Below are 15,037 nucleotides of genomic sequence, written 5' to 3' on the forward strand. Positions count from 1 at the left end.
GACGACTTCTGGGGGCGGTTCGAGGGGGTTGCCGATGCGGTGAAGTTCCGGGAGGAGCGGGCCGCGAAGCAGATGGGGACGCTTGGCGGAGGAAATCACTTTTGTGAGGTGTGTGTGGATTCGGACGGTTCGGTGTGGCTCATGCTCCACTCCGGCTCCCGGAACATCGGCAAGGAACTGGCCGAGCACCACATCGGCACGGCCCAGAAACTCCCGCACAACCAGGGCCTGGTCGACCGTGACCTCGCCGTCTTCATCGCGGACACCCCGCAGATGGCGGCGTACCGCAACGACCTGTTCTGGGCGCAGGAGTACGCGAAGTACAACCGCACGATCATGATGGCGCTCCTGAAGGACGTGATCCGCAAGGAGTTCAAGAAGGCGAAGCCGGCCTTCGAGCAGGAGATCTCATGCCATCACAACTACGTGAGCGAGGAGCGGTACGAGGGCGTCGACCTGCTGGTCACCCGTAAGGGGGCGATCCGCGCCGGCTCCGGCGAGTACGGGATCATCCCGGGCTCGATGGGCACCGGCTCGTACATCGTGAAGGGCCTCGGCAACGAGAAGTCCTTCAACTCCGCGTCGCACGGCGCCGGTCGGCGCATGAGCCGTAACGCGGCCAAGCGTCGCTTCTCGACGAAGGACCTGGAGGAGCAGACACGGGGTGTGGAGTGCCGTAAGGACTCCGGCGTCGTGGACGAGATCCCGGGCGCGTACAAGCCGATCGAGCAGGTCATCGATCAGCAGCGGGACCTCGTCGAGGTCGTGGCGAAGCTGAAGCAGGTCGTCTGCGTGAAGGGTTGAGTCAATTGTTCTGAGCTCTCTCTGAGATCGCTGTGAATTCACGTCTCATTGCTGTGGATTCCGGCCGCCGGCGCACGTCAAATGCGTGCTCCATTTACACGCTCCATCGGCGAAAGCATTGCTTGCGCCCGCCCCTTATTGCTGGCCTCGAATTTCGCTGTGATGCTGCCCGGGTCTTGGCCCGACCCCACCCGCAGCGTCTCGGAGGACAGCACATGATGGAGCGACACCGGAATCAGAGTGAGTTGAGCCGGCGGACCGTGGTGGCCGCCGGGGCGGTCACCGCTCTCGCGGCGACCGCCCTCGGCGGTGCCACGTCCGCGCAGGCCGCCACGAAGGCCACCGGCGGGCTGAAGGTCGGTGCCGGCAAGGCCGCGTTCACGCCCGGTGCCTCGCTGTTGCCGCTGGACAACTTCACCTCCGTGCACGACGACCTCAACGTCCGTGTCCTGCTCGTGGAGTCCGGCTCCCGCCGTATCGCGCTGGCCGTGCTGGATCTGACCTCGATCAGCGCGGAGGCGATCGCGCTGATGCGGGACGCCATCACCGCGGCCTCGGGCGTGACCGCCGCGAACATCATGGTCACCGTCACGCACTGCTTCTCCGCGCCGCATGTGCAGGCGAGTTCGTCCTCGGCCGGGGCCGCCGCGTACGTACAGAACATCGTCGCCGCCACCAAGTCCGCCGTCGCCGACGCCGTCAAGAACCTGCAGGACGCCGAGGTCGGCTACGGCTCCGGCCGAGTTGACGTCAACGTGAACCGCAACGTCCTCACCGCCGACGGCTATTGGCTCGGTGTGAACGAGCAACTGCCCTCGGACAAGGGCGTGTACGTCGCCCGCTTCAACGACCTCGACGGCAACCCGATCGCCGTCCTGGCCAACTACAACGTGCAGTCGTGCGTGATGCAGGACTCGGTCATGGCCGACGGCACCCTGCCGATCACCGCCGACCTGGCCGGCGCGGCCGTGGCGCACGTCGAGACGCAGTACCCCGGTGCCGTCGGCTTCTGGCTGGTGGGCGCGTGCGGTGACCAGTTCCCGGCGTACCGCTCGAAGCGGTACACGATCGACAAGGACAAGGGCTGGACCTACGGCGTCGATCTGCACGACGCCGGATTCGCGCTGCTGACCGCACAGGGCGAGCGCCTCGGGAACGAGATCGTGCGGGTGGCGCGGGGGATCGGCAAGTACGAGAGCGGTAAGCAGGTCGTGGTGCGGCTCGTCACCGACGACATCACCACCACCCAGGTCACCGGCCCGCAGGCCGGCGCGCCCACCAAGACCGTCACCTTCACCCCCACCGGCACCGTCCAGGTGCCGCTCTGGGTCTTCCAGGTCGGCAAGGGCGTCTTCGCCGGTGTGGAACCGGAGTTGTCCACCACGACCGCGAACGCGATCCGTGAGAACTCGTCCTTCTCCAGCACGTTCGTCATGTCGATGTTCGAGGGCGGCGCCAAGAACATGCCCGACACATGGAATTTCGACCACGTCACCTATGAGGCGGTCGACGGCTTCTACATCAAGGGCACCGCGGAGAAGGCGGCCGATCGCATCGGGCGCATTGTCAATTCCCTGAACTGAGGCAGGGGAACCGGCGGGGAAAACCTACTTGTTCGGGGCGTGCATCACCGCGTAGATCATCACGAACGCGACGAGGTGGATGCCGAAGAGGAAGTAGCCGAGGAAGTACCAGACCTTGCGCTCGTTCCTGGTCTCCTCGGCCAACCGGCGCTTGTCCAGGGCCTCTTGGGAGTTGTCCGGGCCGACTGGACTGCCTGGGTCGTCTTCTTGGTCGGGCATCACAGCTCCCGGTGGACCTTGGTGTTGGAGGCCTGGGCGCGGGGGCGGACGACGAGGAGGTCGATGTTGACGTGGCTGGGGCGGGTGACCGCCCAGGTGATGGTGTCGGCCACGTCGTCCGCCGTGAGGGGCTCGGCGACGCCCGCGTAGACCTTCGCCGCCTTCTCCGCGTCGCCGCCGAAGCGGGTCAGCGCGAACTCGTCCGTCTTGACCATGCCGGGCGCGACCTCGATGACCCGCACCGGGGTGCCGACGATCTCCAGCCGCAGCGTCTCGGCGAGGACGTGGGCGCCGTGCTTGGCGGCGACATACCCCGCGCCGCCCTCGTACGTGCCGTGTCCGGCCGTGGAGGAGACGACCACGACCGTGCCGTCGCCGCTCGCGGTGAGGGCGGGGAGCAGGGCCTGGGTGATGTTCAGGGTGCCGAGGACGTTCGTCTCGTACATCGTGCGCCAGTCGGCGGGGTCGCCGGTCGCGACCGGGTCGGCGCCGAGCGCGCCGCCCGCGTTGTTGATCAGGACGCCGATCGTCTTGAAGGCGCTCGCGAACTCGTCCACAGCACCGCGGTCGGTGACGTCCAGGGCGTACGCCGTGGCCTGGCCGCCGTTCGCGTCGATCTCCTCGGCGAGCGCCTCGATACGGTCCTTGCGGCGGGCGGTGAGGACGACGCGGTAACCGGCCGAGGCGAGCTGCCGGGCCGTGGCGGCGCCGATTCCACCGCTCGCCCCGGTGACGACCGCGATGCGGGAGGCGGCGGAAGGTGCGGCGGTGGCCATGGGCTGCTCCTCGGGACGGATCTGACGAGATCGTATGGACGAGATCGTGTGTACGACTCCGTCCAGGATAGGGGGCCGGTTCCGGGGGGCCGGGTCAGTTCCCCCTGGGCGCCCACATGATCACGGCCATCCCGGCCAGGCAGATCAGGGCGCCGGTGATGTCCCAGCGGTCGGGGCGGTAGCCGTCCGCGACCGCGCCCCAGGCCAGTGAACCGGCGACGAAGATCCCGCCGTAGGCCGCGAGGATGCGGCCGAAGTGGGCGTCGGGCTGGAAGGTGGCGACGAAGCCGTAGACGCCGAGGGCCATGATCCCGCCGCCGATCCAGAGCCAGCCGCGGTGTTCGCGCACCCCCTGCCAGACCAGCCAGGCGCCGCCGATCTCGAAGACGGCGGCGACGACGAAGAGGCCTGCGGAGCGGAGGACGAGCATGGCCGCCATCACATCACGCGCGCTGTCACCTGATGGAGGGCGCCTGTCGCACGCTCCGCGTGGGATACATCCGTACGACCACGGTGGCGTGGTGCAGGGCGCGGCGTACTGAGGAGCGGATGGCATGCGGGTACTACGGGTACTACGGACTCTCGCTGTAGGGGGTGCCGCGCTGGCGGCGATGGGCGCGGCCCCGGGGCTCCCGGGTCACCCGGACATCCCCGGCCCGGAGGCGGATCTCGCCTACCACGGCTCCGCCACCATGACCGGCGGCCGGGTCGACGTCCGGTTCACCCCGCGCAACCACGGTCCGGCCGCGGTGCCCGACGCGACCGTACGGCTGCGCTGGTCGAAGCCGCTCGCGGACGCGCAGACGCTGCCGGAGGGGTGTGCGCGGTCCGGGGAGCGGGTGGTGGTGTGCCGGACGGGAGCGCTGGCCGCGGACGCGGTGGGCGAGCGGATCGAGGTGCGGGTACGGCTGCGGGACGCGTCCTCCGAGGTGCTGCTGGAGCTGGACACGGTGTGGGGCGGGGGCGCGGTGGACGGGAACCGGGCCAACGACCAGCAGCGGGTGCTCGTCCTGGACACCGGTGACACCTACTACTTCTGAGCCACACCCGTAGGACCGAGGAGCCACGTCCGCGAGCGCGTCGTACGATCTCGATCTCCGCACGGCATGTACGGGGCGTGCGGACGGCACAGGCGACGAGGGGTACGACATGTCCGGGAACGCGCGGACGCGGCTGCTGGACGAGTTGTCCTCCGTGTCGCGCCGGTACATGGCGTCGTACGCCCTGTTCAACCAGGCCGTCGCCGACCGGCTCGGGCTGCACCCCACCGATCTGCAGTGTCTGAACCTGCTCACGTTGGAGGCCGGGCCCGTGACCACGGGCCGGGTCGCCGAGCTGACCGGGCTGACGACAGGGTCGGCCACGCGGCTCGTGGACCGGCTGGAGCGGGCGGGGTACGTCGTCCGGGAGCGGGACGCGGAGGACCGGCGGCGGGTGCTGGTGGCGACCGTGCCGGAGAAGATCACCGAGTTCGGGCGCATGTGGAACCGGCTCGGCGGCGGCTGGTTCACCCTCTTCGACGAGCTGGGCGACGCCGAACTCGCCGTGATCGTCGGCCACATGAGGCGGACGGTGGAGTTCAGCGGCCGGCAGATCGCGCGGCTGCGCGCGGGCGAGGTGTAGCGCCGGCGGCGCCGAAAACCCGTTGAGCGGCGCCGTCGTGCGCCGTTATCGTCCTGCCGAATCCAGTCGTCTGGGCGAGGACGTGCCGTTGTACACCGTGTGAGACCCCCCGAGTGCTGATCTGTCGCGCGTCGCGCCTGTGCGCCGCGCCCCTTTCTGCTGCGGACTTCTCACTGGAACCGGTGTACTTCTGTGCTCGCGACCTGGTTTGTCATGCCCACCTGCCTTCCGCTCGTCCTCCGCCGTTGCCACGCGTGCGCGTCCGAACGCTTCCGGGCGAACGGCAAGTTCCGCGTCAACGCCCACCACAAGCTCATCGACGCCTGGCTCCTCGCGCTCTGCGCCGGCTGCGGGGACACCACGAAACTCACGGTCCTGGAGCGGGCGAACGTGCGCTCCGTACGACCCGGCCTGCTGGACCGGCTGCACGCCAACGACCCTTCCCTGGCAGCCGAGTTGCTCCAGGATCCGGTGCTACGGCGCCGTAACCGCGTCGCCCTCGACTGGGACGGCGCCTGGCGTCTCGACACCGGCGGAACGGACTGCCCGGACCGCGAGGTGATCGACGTGTCGGTGCGCTTCGCGGCGCGGATACCGGTCCGGCCGGTGCGGCTGATCGCCGAGGGGTGCGGTCTGTCGCGGGCCGAGGTCGGGAGGCTGATCGCGGAGGGGAGTCTCGTGTCGGCGATCCGGCTGGACGCCCGAGTCACCGGCGACTTCACCTTCACGCTCAAGCGCTGAGCGCTTCCCGGGAGCGGGGCCGGGGCCTGTCCGGCGGGATCGGATCTTCGGATCCGCCGGACAGGCCCCGAGAGACCCCTAGGGGGAGGCTCCACCTCGCGTCTCCACCCGGAAATCCACCCGTGGGTCCGGGAGCTTTCCCGGCTTCGGCGGGAGAGTCGGACTCAGGAAAACGCGAGGCGGGGACACCGCCGGAGGCCGAGGAGTGCGACGTCATGACGGACATGGAGCAGGCGCTGACGATCAGCGGGGGCATCTTCGCGGTGATGATGCTGACGCAGTACGGGCGCCGGAAGTACGACCTGCACAAGGTGCTGATGCCGATCGGCACGGTGTCGGCGGTCGGCTACTTCTATCTGAAGGGGATGCCCACCCAGCACGTCGACGTGGTCGTCTATCTGGTGGGCGCCGCGATCGGACTGGCCTGCGGTGTCGTCGCCACGTTCACGACCGGCGTGGAGCGTGACCCGGCCTCGGGCCACGTGCACACCCGGTGCGGCGCGGGGTTCGTGGCGATCTGGACGGCGGTGGTCGCGCTGCGCGTCGCCTTCATCTACGCCGCCGAGCACAACACCTGGTTCCGCGACCACCTCGGCACGTTCATGGCCGAGCACCAGATAGTCCAGGACGCCATCGCCCCGTTCTTCGTCATCATGGCGCTGGCCATGGTCCTCACCCGGGTGTTCCTGCTGCTGGCCCGTGTGCGGTTCCTGGCGCCGGCGGGGGCGGCCCTCACCCAGGGGTCTTCACCAGTCCGTGGATGAACGCGTACTTCACGGCATGCGCCCGGTCCCGCAGATGCGCCTTGGAGAAGAGGTTGTTGATATGCGTCTTCACCGTGGCCTCGCTCACCACCAGCCGCTCCGCGATACCCCGGTTGGTCAGGCCCTCGCCGATCAGCGTGAGCACCTCGACCTCCCGGGGTGTGAGATCCGGGGCGAGTCCGGCGCCCGGCCGTTCGACGGGGGCACCGCCCCGCGCGGCGGCGGCGACGAGCCGGTCCCGTACGGCGGGGTCGAGCACGGACTGCCCGGCCGCCGCGACCCGCACCGCTCGGGTGATGTCCTGCCGGCCGGACTCCTTGGTGAGGTAGCCGCGGGCACCGGCGCCGAGCGCGGCGAGGATGTACTCCTCGTCGGCGAAGGTGGTCAGCACGACGACCGCGACCTGCGGGAAGCGCTCGGTGAGCAGCCGGGTGGCCTCGACCCCGTCCATCCGCGGCATGTTGAGATCCATCAGGATCACGTCCGGGGAGTGCTCCTCGGCGGCCAGCACGGCTTCCCCGCCGTCCTTCGCCGTCGCCACGACCTCCACACCGGGCTGCAGATCCAGTACGGTCGCCAGCGCCTCGCGGACGGCGGTCTGGTCGTCGGCCACGACCACCCGTACGACGGCCTGCCGGTCACCCTGCCCCTGCTGCTCGTCGCTCATCCCGGGATCACCACGCGCACTCGCCATCCTCCTGCGTCGTCGCCGTCCACGATCGGCCCGGCCGTGACCGTGCCGCCCACCAGGTCGAGGCGCTCGCGCATCCCGACCAGGCCCATCCCGCTCCCCGCACCGGCCAGGGGCCGCGAGCCTTCCGGGGGCGCGGAGTTGACCGCCTCGAAGACGGTCTCCTCCGGGAGGTGCTCCCGTCGCTCCACATACTCCAGGCGCATGCGGACCGGGGCACCGGGCGCGTACTTGTGCGCGTTGGTCAGCGCCTCCTGTGCGCAGCGCACGATCACCTGGGCGAGGCGGACGGGCAGTTCACGCCGCGGCCCGTCGACGGTCAGCGTACCGGCGTCGGACACGGAGCCGAGCATGGACCGCAAGGTCTCCACCAGCGGCAGCGCGTCCTCGCGCAGGTCCCCGACCGTGCGCTGCACCTCGGTCAGCCCCGACCGCACCAGGCTCTGCGCGCGCTGGGCCGCCTGCCGGGCCCGTTCGACGTCACCGGACTCCAACAGGGCGTCGGTGACCTCCAGTTGCATGTTCACCCCGGCCAGCGAGTGGGCCAGCACGTCGTGCACGTCCCGGGCGATCCGGGCCCGCTCGGCGAGCGCCTCGGCCCGCGCCTCCGCCCGCGAGGCCAGCTCCGCCTGCTCGGCGGCGGCCCGCGCGGAGCGCAACGCGGCGATGTGGGCGCGGTTGGAGAGTCCGACCAGCACGCTGACGCCGGTGAAGGCGCCCACGATCCAGGAGGTGCCGTGGTTGCCCCACGGCAGGAGCAGCACACCCGCGCACAGGGCGCTGGTGCCCGCCGCGAAGGGCAGCGAGCGGCGGCTGTCGAGGCGGTATCCGGCGTGGCCGGTGGCGAAGTACGCGAACAGGGCCGACGCCCCGGAGCGGTCCAGTCCCATCAGCGCGGCGGCCCCGGCCGACCAGACACACAGCACCGCGAACTGCGGCCCCGGCGCCAGCCGCCCCTCCGGGATCAGCCGCGTGCACGTCATCAGCGAGACCAGGACCAGCAGACACAGCACGGCGAGCCCGGTCCCGGAGAACCCGATGGGCCGGACCGCGACCGCGCCGACGACGATGGCGGCGACGGTGCCGAAGACCTGGATGGAGTTGTTGTCCGCCGCGAACCACCGAATAGCGCGCTGAGTCCGGTTCACCGGGGGCTCTCTTCCCACTCTTCCCGCTGTCGCTGTGACGGTCGCTGTTCCGGGGACTGCGACTGCCGCCGTCGTCCGACCGCTGCGAAAGCTACCAGCGTGCGGGTGTGCCCGTCGGCGCCCAGTGACCATGCTCCGCCGGCGCTGCCCGCCTCGGCCGGTTCGATGTCGCCGATGGTGACGTCGTAGATGCAGGTACAGGCAAATGCGGGTGAGGAGCCCCTCGCCGGTCAACCGGACAACGCGGCGCGTCGGTCACTGCACGCCCTGCGCGTACGCCGTCGGTGTCACCCCGACCGTCGCCGTGAAGTCCCGGACCAGGTGGGCCTGGTCGGCGTAGCCGAGGTCGGCGGCCAGCCCGGCCCAGTCCACGGGCTCCTCGGCTCCCGCGCGCTCCAGGGCCTCGTGGATGCGGTAGCGCAGGATGACCCACTTGGGGCCGACGCCGACGTACGCGGCGAAGAGGCGTTGCAGCAGCCGTACGGACAGGCCTTCCGACCGGGCGAAGTCGGTCACGCGGCGGATCGTGCGGTCGGTGCGGATGCGGTCGACCAGGGCGGTCGCGAGGTCGGCCTGCGGGTCGGGCCGGGGGTCGAGGGTGAGCAGGAAGGCGTCGAGCGCGGCGACGCGGGCGGTCTCGTCGGGCGGGTCGAGGACCGTGGCGGGGTCGATGTCCGGGAACACGTCGGGTTGCCGGACCCGCTGCCCGGTCCACTCCGACACCGGGCGGTCCGGGGCGACGGTGCGGAAGGCGCCGGGCCGGAACTTGATGCCGCAGACGCGTCCCCGCCCCTCCAGCTTCTGCGCGAAGAGGCCGTCCGGGATGCCCGCGATCTCGACGAAGGCGTCCTCGCCGGCCAGCCGCTGGAAGACGATGTGCACGGCCGGGTGCGGGACGACGTGGGAGACGTAGGGCTCGGTCAGGTCCCAGTCGATCAGCCAGTAGTGCTCGATGTACGGGCGGAGGGGCTCGGCGGGTTCGGGGCGGCGGAAGTGCACGCGGGCGAGGAGCTCGGCGGGGTCGACGATTCCTCGGGTGTCGCGGTGCGGGACGGCCATGTACGGATCGTAGAACCGCCCACTGACAGTGCGCGGAATATGTGTGAGGGGGTGGCCGTTGGAGGGTATAGTTGAATAATCAACAACCTGGAGGGTGAACGACCATGCAGTTCGGGATCTTCAGCGTCGGCGACGTCACACCGGACCCGACCACCGGACGGACGCCGACCGAGCGTGAGCGCATCAAGGCCATGGTCGCCATCGCGCTGAAGGCCGAGGAGGTCGGGCTCGACGTCTTCGCGACCGGTGAGCACCACAACCCGCCGTTCGTGCCCTCGTCGCCCACCACGATGCTCGGCTTCATCGCGGCGCGGACCGAGAAGCTGGTCCTCTCCACCTCCACCACCCTCATCACCACCAACGACCCGGTGAAGATCGCGGAGGACTTCGCGATGCTCCAGCACCTGGCCGACGGCCGGGTCGACCTGATGATGGGCCGCGGCAACACCGGCCCGGTCTACCCCTGGTTCGGCCAGGACATCCGCCAGGGCATCAACCTCGCCATCGAGAACTACGCCCTGCTGCGCCGTCTGTGGCGCGAGGACGTCGTGAACTGGGAGGGCAAGTTCCGCTCCCCGCTCCAGGGCTTCACGTCGACGCCGCGTCCGCTGGACGACGTACCGCCGTTCGTCTGGCACGGCTCGATCCGCAGCCCCGAGATCGCCGAGCAGGCCGCCTTCTACGGCGACGGCTTCTTCCACAACAACATTTTCTGGCCGGCCGACCACACCAAGCGGATGGTCGAGCTGTACCGCGAGCGGTACGCGCACTACGGCCACGGCACACCGGAGCAGGCGATCGTCGGGCTCGGCGGCCAGGTCTTCATGCGGCGCAACTCCCAGGACGCGGTGCGCGAGTTCCGCCCTTACTTCGACAACGCCCCGGTCTACGGCCACGGGCCCTCCCTGGAGGACTTCACCGACCAGACCCCGCTGACCGTCGGCTCCCCGCAGGAGGTCATCGAGAAGACCCTCGCGTTCCGGGACTACGCCGGTGACTACCAGCGCCAGCTGTTCCTGCTGGACCACGCCGGGCTCCCGCTCAAGACGGTCCTGGAGCAGCTCGACCTGCTGGGCGAGGAGGTCGTACCGGTCCTGCGCAAGGAGTTCGCGGCGAATCGCCCGGCGGACGTGCCGGAGGCGCCGACGCACGAGTCGCTGCGCGCGGCCGTATCGGAAAAGGCTTCGGAAGAGGTGACCGTCGCATGAAGCTCGTAGTCGTCTCGGCGGGGCTGAGTGTTCCGTCGTCCACGAGGCTGCTGGCCGACCGGCTGGCAGCGGCGGTGGACCGGCGGAGCCCCGTCGACATACAGGTCGTGGAACTGCGCGACCTCGCGGTCGAGATCGCCCACAACCTCACCAACGGCTTCCCCGGCAAGAAGCTGGCGGCCGCTCTCGACGCGGTGACGCAGGCGGACGGCCTGATCGCCGTCACGCCAGTGTTCTCGGCGTCGTACAGCGGACTGTTCAAGTCCTTCTTCGACGTGCTGGAGAAGGACGCGCTGACCGGAAAGCCGGTACTCATCGCGGCGACGGGCGGCAGCGCCCGCCACTCCCTGGTACTGGAACACGCCCTCCGCCCGCTCTTCGCCTACCTGCGGGCCGTGGTCGTCCCGACCGGGGTGTACGCCGCCTCGGAGGACTGGGGCGCGGAGGGCCTGCCGGAGCGCATCGAACGGGCGGCGGGGGAGCTGGCGGCCCTGATGACGGGGCTGTCCGCAGCGCGCCCGGCGACCAAGCAGGCGGTCGTACCGTTCACGGACCAACTAGCGGCACTGAACATCAGCCCGTCCGGCGTTTGAGGACGAGGCCCCTTCAGGGCCGATGGGGGTCTGGGGGCACAGCCCCCAGGGGCGCCGGCCACACCCGACCGTGAGAAGACGGTAGGAGCAAGCCCCGGGTTGCGCCCACCTCGGTGAGAGCCAGGTAAAAAGGGTGATCGTAGACCTGCCCCCACCGGTCAACCGCCGGAGGCCTTGGCACACTGGGTGACGTGCCCCAGACTGTGCTGCTCGCCGAAGACGACCGTGCCATCCGTCATGCCCTGGAGCGGGCCCTGACCCTGGAGGGCTACCAGGTGACCGCGGTCGCCGACGGTGTCGAGGCGCTCGCGCAGGCCCACCGCACCCCACCGGACGTGCTGCTCCTCGACGTGATGATGCCCGGCATCGATGGCCTCCAGGTCTGCCGGGTGCTGCGCGCCGAGGGCGACCGCACCCCGATCCTGATGCTGACCGCGCTGGTCGAGACGGCCGACCGCATTGCCGGCCTGGACGCGGGCGCCGACGACTACGTGGTGAAGCCCTTCGACGTGGAGGAGGTCTTCGCAAGGCTGCGAGCCCTGCTCCGCCGCACCAGCCCGGTCCCGGCGAATGGCGTCCCCGGCACGTCGTCCGCCACCTCCGGCGCCTCCGTCGACGTACTTCGGGAGGGCCCCCAGTCGACGGCGTCGCCCGCCGACAGACAGATCACCGCGGCCGGCCTCCGCATGGACCTCCAGGCCCGCCGCGTCTGGCGCGGCGGGCGTGAACTGGAGCTGACCCGGACCGAGTTCGAGCTCCTCGAACTGCTCGTGCGCAACGCGGGCATCGTCCTGGACCACTCCACGATCTACGACCGCATCTGGGGCTACGACTTCGGCCCCGGCTCCAAGAACCTCGCCGTCTACGTCGGCTACCTGCGCCGCAAGCTCGACGAGCCCGGCGCGCCGCAGCTGATCCACACGGTGCGTGGCGTGGGTTACGTGCTGCGGGAGGACTGAGTGGGCCGCCTGCGGCGGTTCGTGGCCACCAGGCGACCCAGACTGGTTTCACTCCGCACCACCTTCGTGCTGTCCTTCGCGGCGGTGACCGCTGCGGTCACGCTGCTCGTCGGCGTGCTGTCGTACGGCGCGGCGGCCCGGCTGGTCCGGGTCGACCAGGAGTCCGTGTTCGACCAGGTCGTCCAGGATCTGCAGGACGAGGTGCGGACGCACCAGATGACGACCGAGGACTTCTCCTCGTCCGCGCCCGGTCACGACATCGTGCGGCCGGCACGGACGGATGTGCAGGTGCTCGGGCGGGACGGCGGGGTCCTCGACAGCGGCAGCCCGGCGCTGCCCGTGACCGGCGACGACCGGGCGATCGCGGGCGAGCGGGTGGCCGGGAAGACGGTGGAGCACAAGGACGTCGCCGTCGCCGAGGACGTGTACCGCATCGCGACCGTCTCGCTCGGCGCCGGGCGGGGCGCGGTGCAGGTGGCGCAGGAGTTCAGCGACACGGAGGATCTGCTGCGGGCGTTGCAGCAGCGGACGTTCGTGCTGATGGCGGCCGTGGTGGTGCTGGCCGGGCTGTGCGGCTGGTGGCTGGCGCGGCGCATCACCCGGCGCCTCATCATCCTCACCGCGGCGGCCGAGGACGTGGCCCGCACGCGTCGGCTCGGCGTCCAGGTCCCGGTGACCGGCTATGACGAGGTGGGCCGCCTGGGCAGGGCCTTCGACCGGATGCTCGGGCGCCTCGCGCAGTCGGAGGAGGACCAGCGCCGCCTGATCCAGGACGCGGGCCACGAACTCCGCACCCCGCTCACGTCGTTGCGCACGAACATCTCCCTGCTGCGGCGGATCGACGAGTTGCCGCCCGCCACGCGCGAGGAACTGGTCGCCGACCTCTCGCAGGAGGCTCGCGAACTCACCGACCTGGTCAACGAGTTGGTGGACCTGGCGGCGGGCCAGTCCGACACCGAACCGCCCCAGCAGGTCGACCTCGCCGACATCGCGGAGGACGTGGCGGGCCTCGCCCGGCGCCGCACCGGCCGGGACATCACCGTCCGGGCGAGCGGCGACACCACGACCGACGGCCGCCCCGGCATGCTCCAGCGCGCGATCTCCAACCTCGTCGAGAACGCGGCCAAGTTCGACCGGGCGGGCCAGACCCCGATCGAGATCTCGGTCTCGGGCCCGGCCCGCCCGGGTACGGTGCGCGTCGAGGTCCTCGACCGGGGCCCCGGAGTCTCCGAAACCGACCTCTTCCGCATCTTCGACCGCTTCTACCGCGCGGCCGACGCCCGTTCCCTCCCCGGCTCGGGCCTCGGCCTCTCGATCGTCCGCGAGGTGGCCCTGGCCCACGGGGGAGCGCCGTTCGCGCTGCGGCGGGAGGGCGGCGGGGCGGTGATCGGGTTCACGGTGGGCGGTGTGACCGGGCCGGGAACCGGGCCACGCGGCCGGGGCTGAGGAACTGACGGGCTCGGGGCGGGAGTTGATCAGCCGCCGGGTCAGCCGTTGGAGGCCGTGCGCCCGAAGCAGCGCTCCAGTTCGTTCAGGTCGTAGAACTTGCTGCCCTTCGAGACGGGACGGCAGCCGGCCTTGAAGGCGGTCTCCTTCTCGTTGTAGAGCATGCGGACGAGGTAGGTGTCGCCCTTGCGGAACACGTCCCACTGGATGTTGGAGCCGAGGGGCGCGACGGCCGCGCCCCGCCACGGGTTGCTGCCGTAGGTGTACGGCTTGGCGGTGGTGACGCCCTTCGTGCTGCCGGGCAGGCCCATCAGCGCGGCCAGCGGGATGATCTCCTCGGCGTGGGTGAAGCGGAGTTCGGCGCCCAGGCCGCTCGTGCCGTCGCGCTTGGCCTCGGCCTTCTTGAAGAAGTCGTCGAGCAGGACGCCCGCCATCTTGTACGTGATGTCGCTGTCCGCGAAGCCCGGCCCCTTCTCGTAGAAGTCCTCGGCGTCGGAGATGTACCCGAACCAGTCGGCGTCGCGCGCCGAGATGTACCGGTCCATGCCCCAGCCCTTGCCGCCAGGGCTCTCCTCGCTCATCGCGGGGGCGATGGCGTACAGGTTGTAGACGGCGGTGGCGGCCTCGACGTCCGTGCCGATCGACGCGAACTCGCCCGCCGTGATCCGATCCACGAACGCGGGCTTGAAGAGCTTCTTCAGTACGGAGCGTGCGGCACGGTGGGTGGCCGGCTGGTCGGTGATGGACTTCAGGGTGGCCGCGAGGCGCTTGTCGTTGGCGATGTAGTCGCGGTAGGCGGCCCCGCCGTCGGCCTTGTGGAAGTAGAGGAGGTCCTTGTCGGTACGGGTCGCGCCGATGAGGGGGGTCAGGCCGGGGTCGGTCTGGGCGAGGGCGGCGCCGTAGAGGTTGGCGCTGTCGACGGCACGGCTCTGACCCGAACTGACGACGTCGATGGGCTCCTTGCTCTTCGCGATCGACGCGAAGAGGGTCGGCAGCCGCTGCTCCATCCGTACGGCGGTGTCGTGGATCTCCTCCTTGCCGCGCGCGCTGAGGTTCCCGTAGCCGACGGTGCTCATGGCGGCTTCGAGGGCCTGCGCCTTCGGCCCGAACTCCCGTCCCTTGGCGGTGAGTTGGCCCTCGGCCCGCGCCTTGTCCAGGAGCGCGAGGATCAGGTCGCCGTCCGAACTGTCGGTCGCGGAACGGGACCCGTGCCGCGACACGTTCTCGGTGAAGACGGGGGTGAAGCCGGCCGGGACCTTCTGGTACGAGCGGGGGTTCTGCTCCGGCTGGTACACGGCCTTAGTGCCGTAGCTGTCGGTGTGGGCGTCGTCGCTGCTGCCGTTGCCGGGGGCGGCCTGGGCGGCGAAGGGGGTGGCCAGCAGTGCGGTCATGCCGAGGACCAGGGCGGGGGTGACACGTCTCA

The 15,037-nt window shown here is 70.4% G+C and carries 17 protein-coding genes; 10 read left to right on the forward strand and 7 right to left on the reverse strand.

Annotated elements, in window-relative coordinates:
- Both AC31A1_RS30580 and AC31A1_RS30585 read left to right on the forward strand, forming a co-directional pair.
- Positions 1-804: RtcB family protein (locus AC31A1_RS30580; protein ID WP_489656426.1), on the forward strand; the 804-nt coding region annotated here is incomplete at its 5' end.
- Positions 805-1,019: 215 nt separating this feature from the next.
- Positions 1,020-2,387, forward strand: coding sequence for a hypothetical protein (locus AC31A1_RS30585; RefSeq protein WP_489656427.1), 1,368 nt, complete (start codon positions 1,020-1,022; stop codon positions 2,385-2,387).
- Positions 2,388-2,411: 24 nt separating this feature from the next.
- Here AC31A1_RS30585 and AC31A1_RS30590 read toward each other — a convergent pair whose 3' ends face one another.
- From AC31A1_RS30590 to AC31A1_RS30600, 3 genes are all read right to left on the reverse strand, one after another.
- Complete coding sequence (locus AC31A1_RS30590) at positions 2,412-2,606, reverse strand: hypothetical protein (RefSeq protein ID WP_489656428.1); 195 nt, start codon at positions 2,604-2,606, stop codon at positions 2,412-2,414.
- Positions 2,606-3,382 carry an SDR family NAD(P)-dependent oxidoreductase gene (locus AC31A1_RS30595; protein ID WP_489656429.1) on the reverse strand — a complete coding sequence of 259 codons (777 nt, stop codon included), beginning with the start codon at positions 3,380-3,382 and terminating at the stop codon, positions 2,606-2,608. The genes AC31A1_RS30590 and AC31A1_RS30595 overlap by 1 nt, the downstream gene beginning before the upstream one ends.
- Before the next feature lie 94 nt (positions 3,383-3,476).
- Positions 3,477-3,812: a YnfA family protein gene (locus tag AC31A1_RS30600; protein ID WP_489656430.1), complete on the reverse strand. Its 336-nt coding sequence runs from the start codon at positions 3,810-3,812 to the stop codon at positions 3,477-3,479.
- Positions 3,813-3,936: 124 nt separating this feature from the next.
- Between AC31A1_RS30600 and AC31A1_RS30605 the strand changes: the two genes are divergently transcribed.
- The 4 genes from AC31A1_RS30605 to AC31A1_RS30620 all read left to right on the forward strand — a co-directional run bounded on the left by AC31A1_RS30605 (position 3,937) and on the right by AC31A1_RS30620 (position 6,510).
- Positions 3,937-4,422 carry a hypothetical protein gene (locus tag AC31A1_RS30605; protein WP_489656431.1) on the forward strand — a complete coding sequence of 162 codons (486 nt, stop codon included), beginning with the start codon at positions 3,937-3,939 and terminating at the stop codon, positions 4,420-4,422.
- A 109-nt stretch (positions 4,423-4,531) separates the two neighbouring features.
- A complete protein-coding gene (locus AC31A1_RS30610; RefSeq protein WP_489656432.1) occupies positions 4,532-5,005 on the forward strand; it encodes a MarR family winged helix-turn-helix transcriptional regulator in 474 nt (157 codons plus the stop codon).
- 213 nt (positions 5,006-5,218) lie between these two features.
- Positions 5,219-5,746, forward strand: a complete 528-nt coding sequence (locus AC31A1_RS30615) for a DUF1062 domain-containing protein (RefSeq protein ID WP_489656433.1) — start codon at positions 5,219-5,221, stop codon at positions 5,744-5,746.
- 215 nt (positions 5,747-5,961) lie between these two features.
- Entirely contained in the window at positions 5,962-6,510 is a 549-nt protein-coding gene (locus tag AC31A1_RS30620) for a hypothetical protein (protein WP_489656434.1), read from the forward strand.
- On the opposite strand, the gene AC31A1_RS30625 is transcribed toward AC31A1_RS30620, so the two are convergent.
- From AC31A1_RS30625 to AC31A1_RS30635, 3 genes are all read right to left on the reverse strand, one after another.
- A complete protein-coding gene (locus tag AC31A1_RS30625; protein ID WP_489656435.1) occupies positions 6,479-7,177 on the reverse strand; it encodes a response regulator in 699 nt (232 codons plus the stop codon). The genes AC31A1_RS30620 and AC31A1_RS30625 overlap by 32 nt on opposite strands.
- Positions 7,174-8,349, reverse strand: coding sequence for a sensor histidine kinase (locus AC31A1_RS30630; RefSeq protein ID WP_489656436.1), 1,176 nt, complete (start codon positions 8,347-8,349; stop codon positions 7,174-7,176). The genes AC31A1_RS30625 and AC31A1_RS30630 overlap by 4 nt, the downstream gene beginning before the upstream one ends.
- Positions 8,350-8,604: 255 nt before the next feature.
- Entirely contained in the window at positions 8,605-9,408 is an 804-nt protein-coding gene (locus AC31A1_RS30635; protein ID WP_489656437.1) for a DUF6597 domain-containing transcriptional factor, read from the reverse strand.
- A gap of 104 nt (positions 9,409-9,512) precedes the next feature.
- Here AC31A1_RS30635 and AC31A1_RS30640 point away from each other — a divergent pair, with 104 nt between their 5' ends.
- From AC31A1_RS30640 to AC31A1_RS30655, 4 genes are all read left to right on the forward strand, one after another.
- Positions 9,513-10,616 (forward strand): LLM class flavin-dependent oxidoreductase, encoded by a 1,104-nt coding sequence (locus tag AC31A1_RS30640; protein ID WP_489656438.1) that lies wholly within the window; start codon positions 9,513-9,515, stop codon positions 10,614-10,616.
- Positions 10,613-11,209 (forward strand): FMN reductase, encoded by a 597-nt coding sequence (locus AC31A1_RS30645; protein ID WP_489656439.1) that lies wholly within the window; start codon positions 10,613-10,615, stop codon positions 11,207-11,209. Before AC31A1_RS30640 ends, AC31A1_RS30645 begins: the two co-directional genes overlap by 4 nt.
- Positions 11,210-11,400: 191 nt before the next feature.
- Complete coding sequence (locus tag AC31A1_RS30650) at positions 11,401-12,168, forward strand: response regulator transcription factor (protein WP_489656440.1); 768 nt, start codon at positions 11,401-11,403, stop codon at positions 12,166-12,168.
- A complete protein-coding gene (locus AC31A1_RS30655) occupies positions 12,169-13,614 on the forward strand; it encodes a sensor histidine kinase (RefSeq protein WP_489656441.1) in 1,446 nt (481 codons plus the stop codon).
- Positions 13,615-13,655: 41 nt separating this feature from the next.
- On the opposite strand, the gene AC31A1_RS30660 is transcribed toward AC31A1_RS30655, so the two are convergent.
- Positions 13,656-15,037, reverse strand: a 1,382-nt coding sequence (locus AC31A1_RS30660; protein WP_489656442.1) for a histidine-type phosphatase, incomplete at its 5' end; no start/stop codon positions are given.

This window comes from Streptomyces sp. P5F9 (assembly GCF_057961495.1).

What these genes read in the sequence shown, in the direction of transcription:
- AC31A1_RS30585 (WP_489656427.1), top strand. Translation starts at nt 1,020, where the DNA reads ATGATGGAGCGACACCGGAATCAGAGTGAGTTGAGCCGGCGGACCGTG.
- AC31A1_RS30590 (WP_489656428.1), bottom strand. Translation starts at nt 2,606, where the DNA reads ATGCCCGACCAAGAAGACGACCCAGGCAGTCCAGTCGGCCCGGACAAC.
- AC31A1_RS30595 (WP_489656429.1), bottom strand. Translation starts at nt 3,382, where the DNA reads ATGGCCACCGCCGCACCTTCCGCCGCCTCCCGCATCGCGGTCGTCACC.
- AC31A1_RS30600 (WP_489656430.1), bottom strand. Translation starts at nt 3,812, where the DNA reads ATGCTCGTCCTCCGCTCCGCAGGCCTCTTCGTCGTCGCCGCCGTCTTC.
- AC31A1_RS30605 (WP_489656431.1), top strand. Translation starts at nt 3,937, where the DNA reads ATGCGGGTACTACGGGTACTACGGACTCTCGCTGTAGGGGGTGCCGCG.
- AC31A1_RS30610 (WP_489656432.1), top strand. Translation starts at nt 4,532, where the DNA reads ATGTCCGGGAACGCGCGGACGCGGCTGCTGGACGAGTTGTCCTCCGTG.
- AC31A1_RS30615 (WP_489656433.1), top strand. Translation starts at nt 5,219, where the DNA reads ATGCCCACCTGCCTTCCGCTCGTCCTCCGCCGTTGCCACGCGTGCGCG.
- AC31A1_RS30620 (WP_489656434.1), top strand. Translation starts at nt 5,962, where the DNA reads ATGACGGACATGGAGCAGGCGCTGACGATCAGCGGGGGCATCTTCGCG.
- AC31A1_RS30625 (WP_489656435.1), bottom strand. Translation starts at nt 7,177, where the DNA reads ATGAGCGACGAGCAGCAGGGGCAGGGTGACCGGCAGGCCGTCGTACGG.
- AC31A1_RS30635 (WP_489656437.1), bottom strand. Translation starts at nt 9,408, where the DNA reads ATGGCCGTCCCGCACCGCGACACCCGAGGAATCGTCGACCCCGCCGAG.
- AC31A1_RS30640 (WP_489656438.1), top strand. Translation starts at nt 9,513, where the DNA reads ATGCAGTTCGGGATCTTCAGCGTCGGCGACGTCACACCGGACCCGACC.
- AC31A1_RS30645 (WP_489656439.1), top strand. Translation starts at nt 10,613, where the DNA reads ATGAAGCTCGTAGTCGTCTCGGCGGGGCTGAGTGTTCCGTCGTCCACG.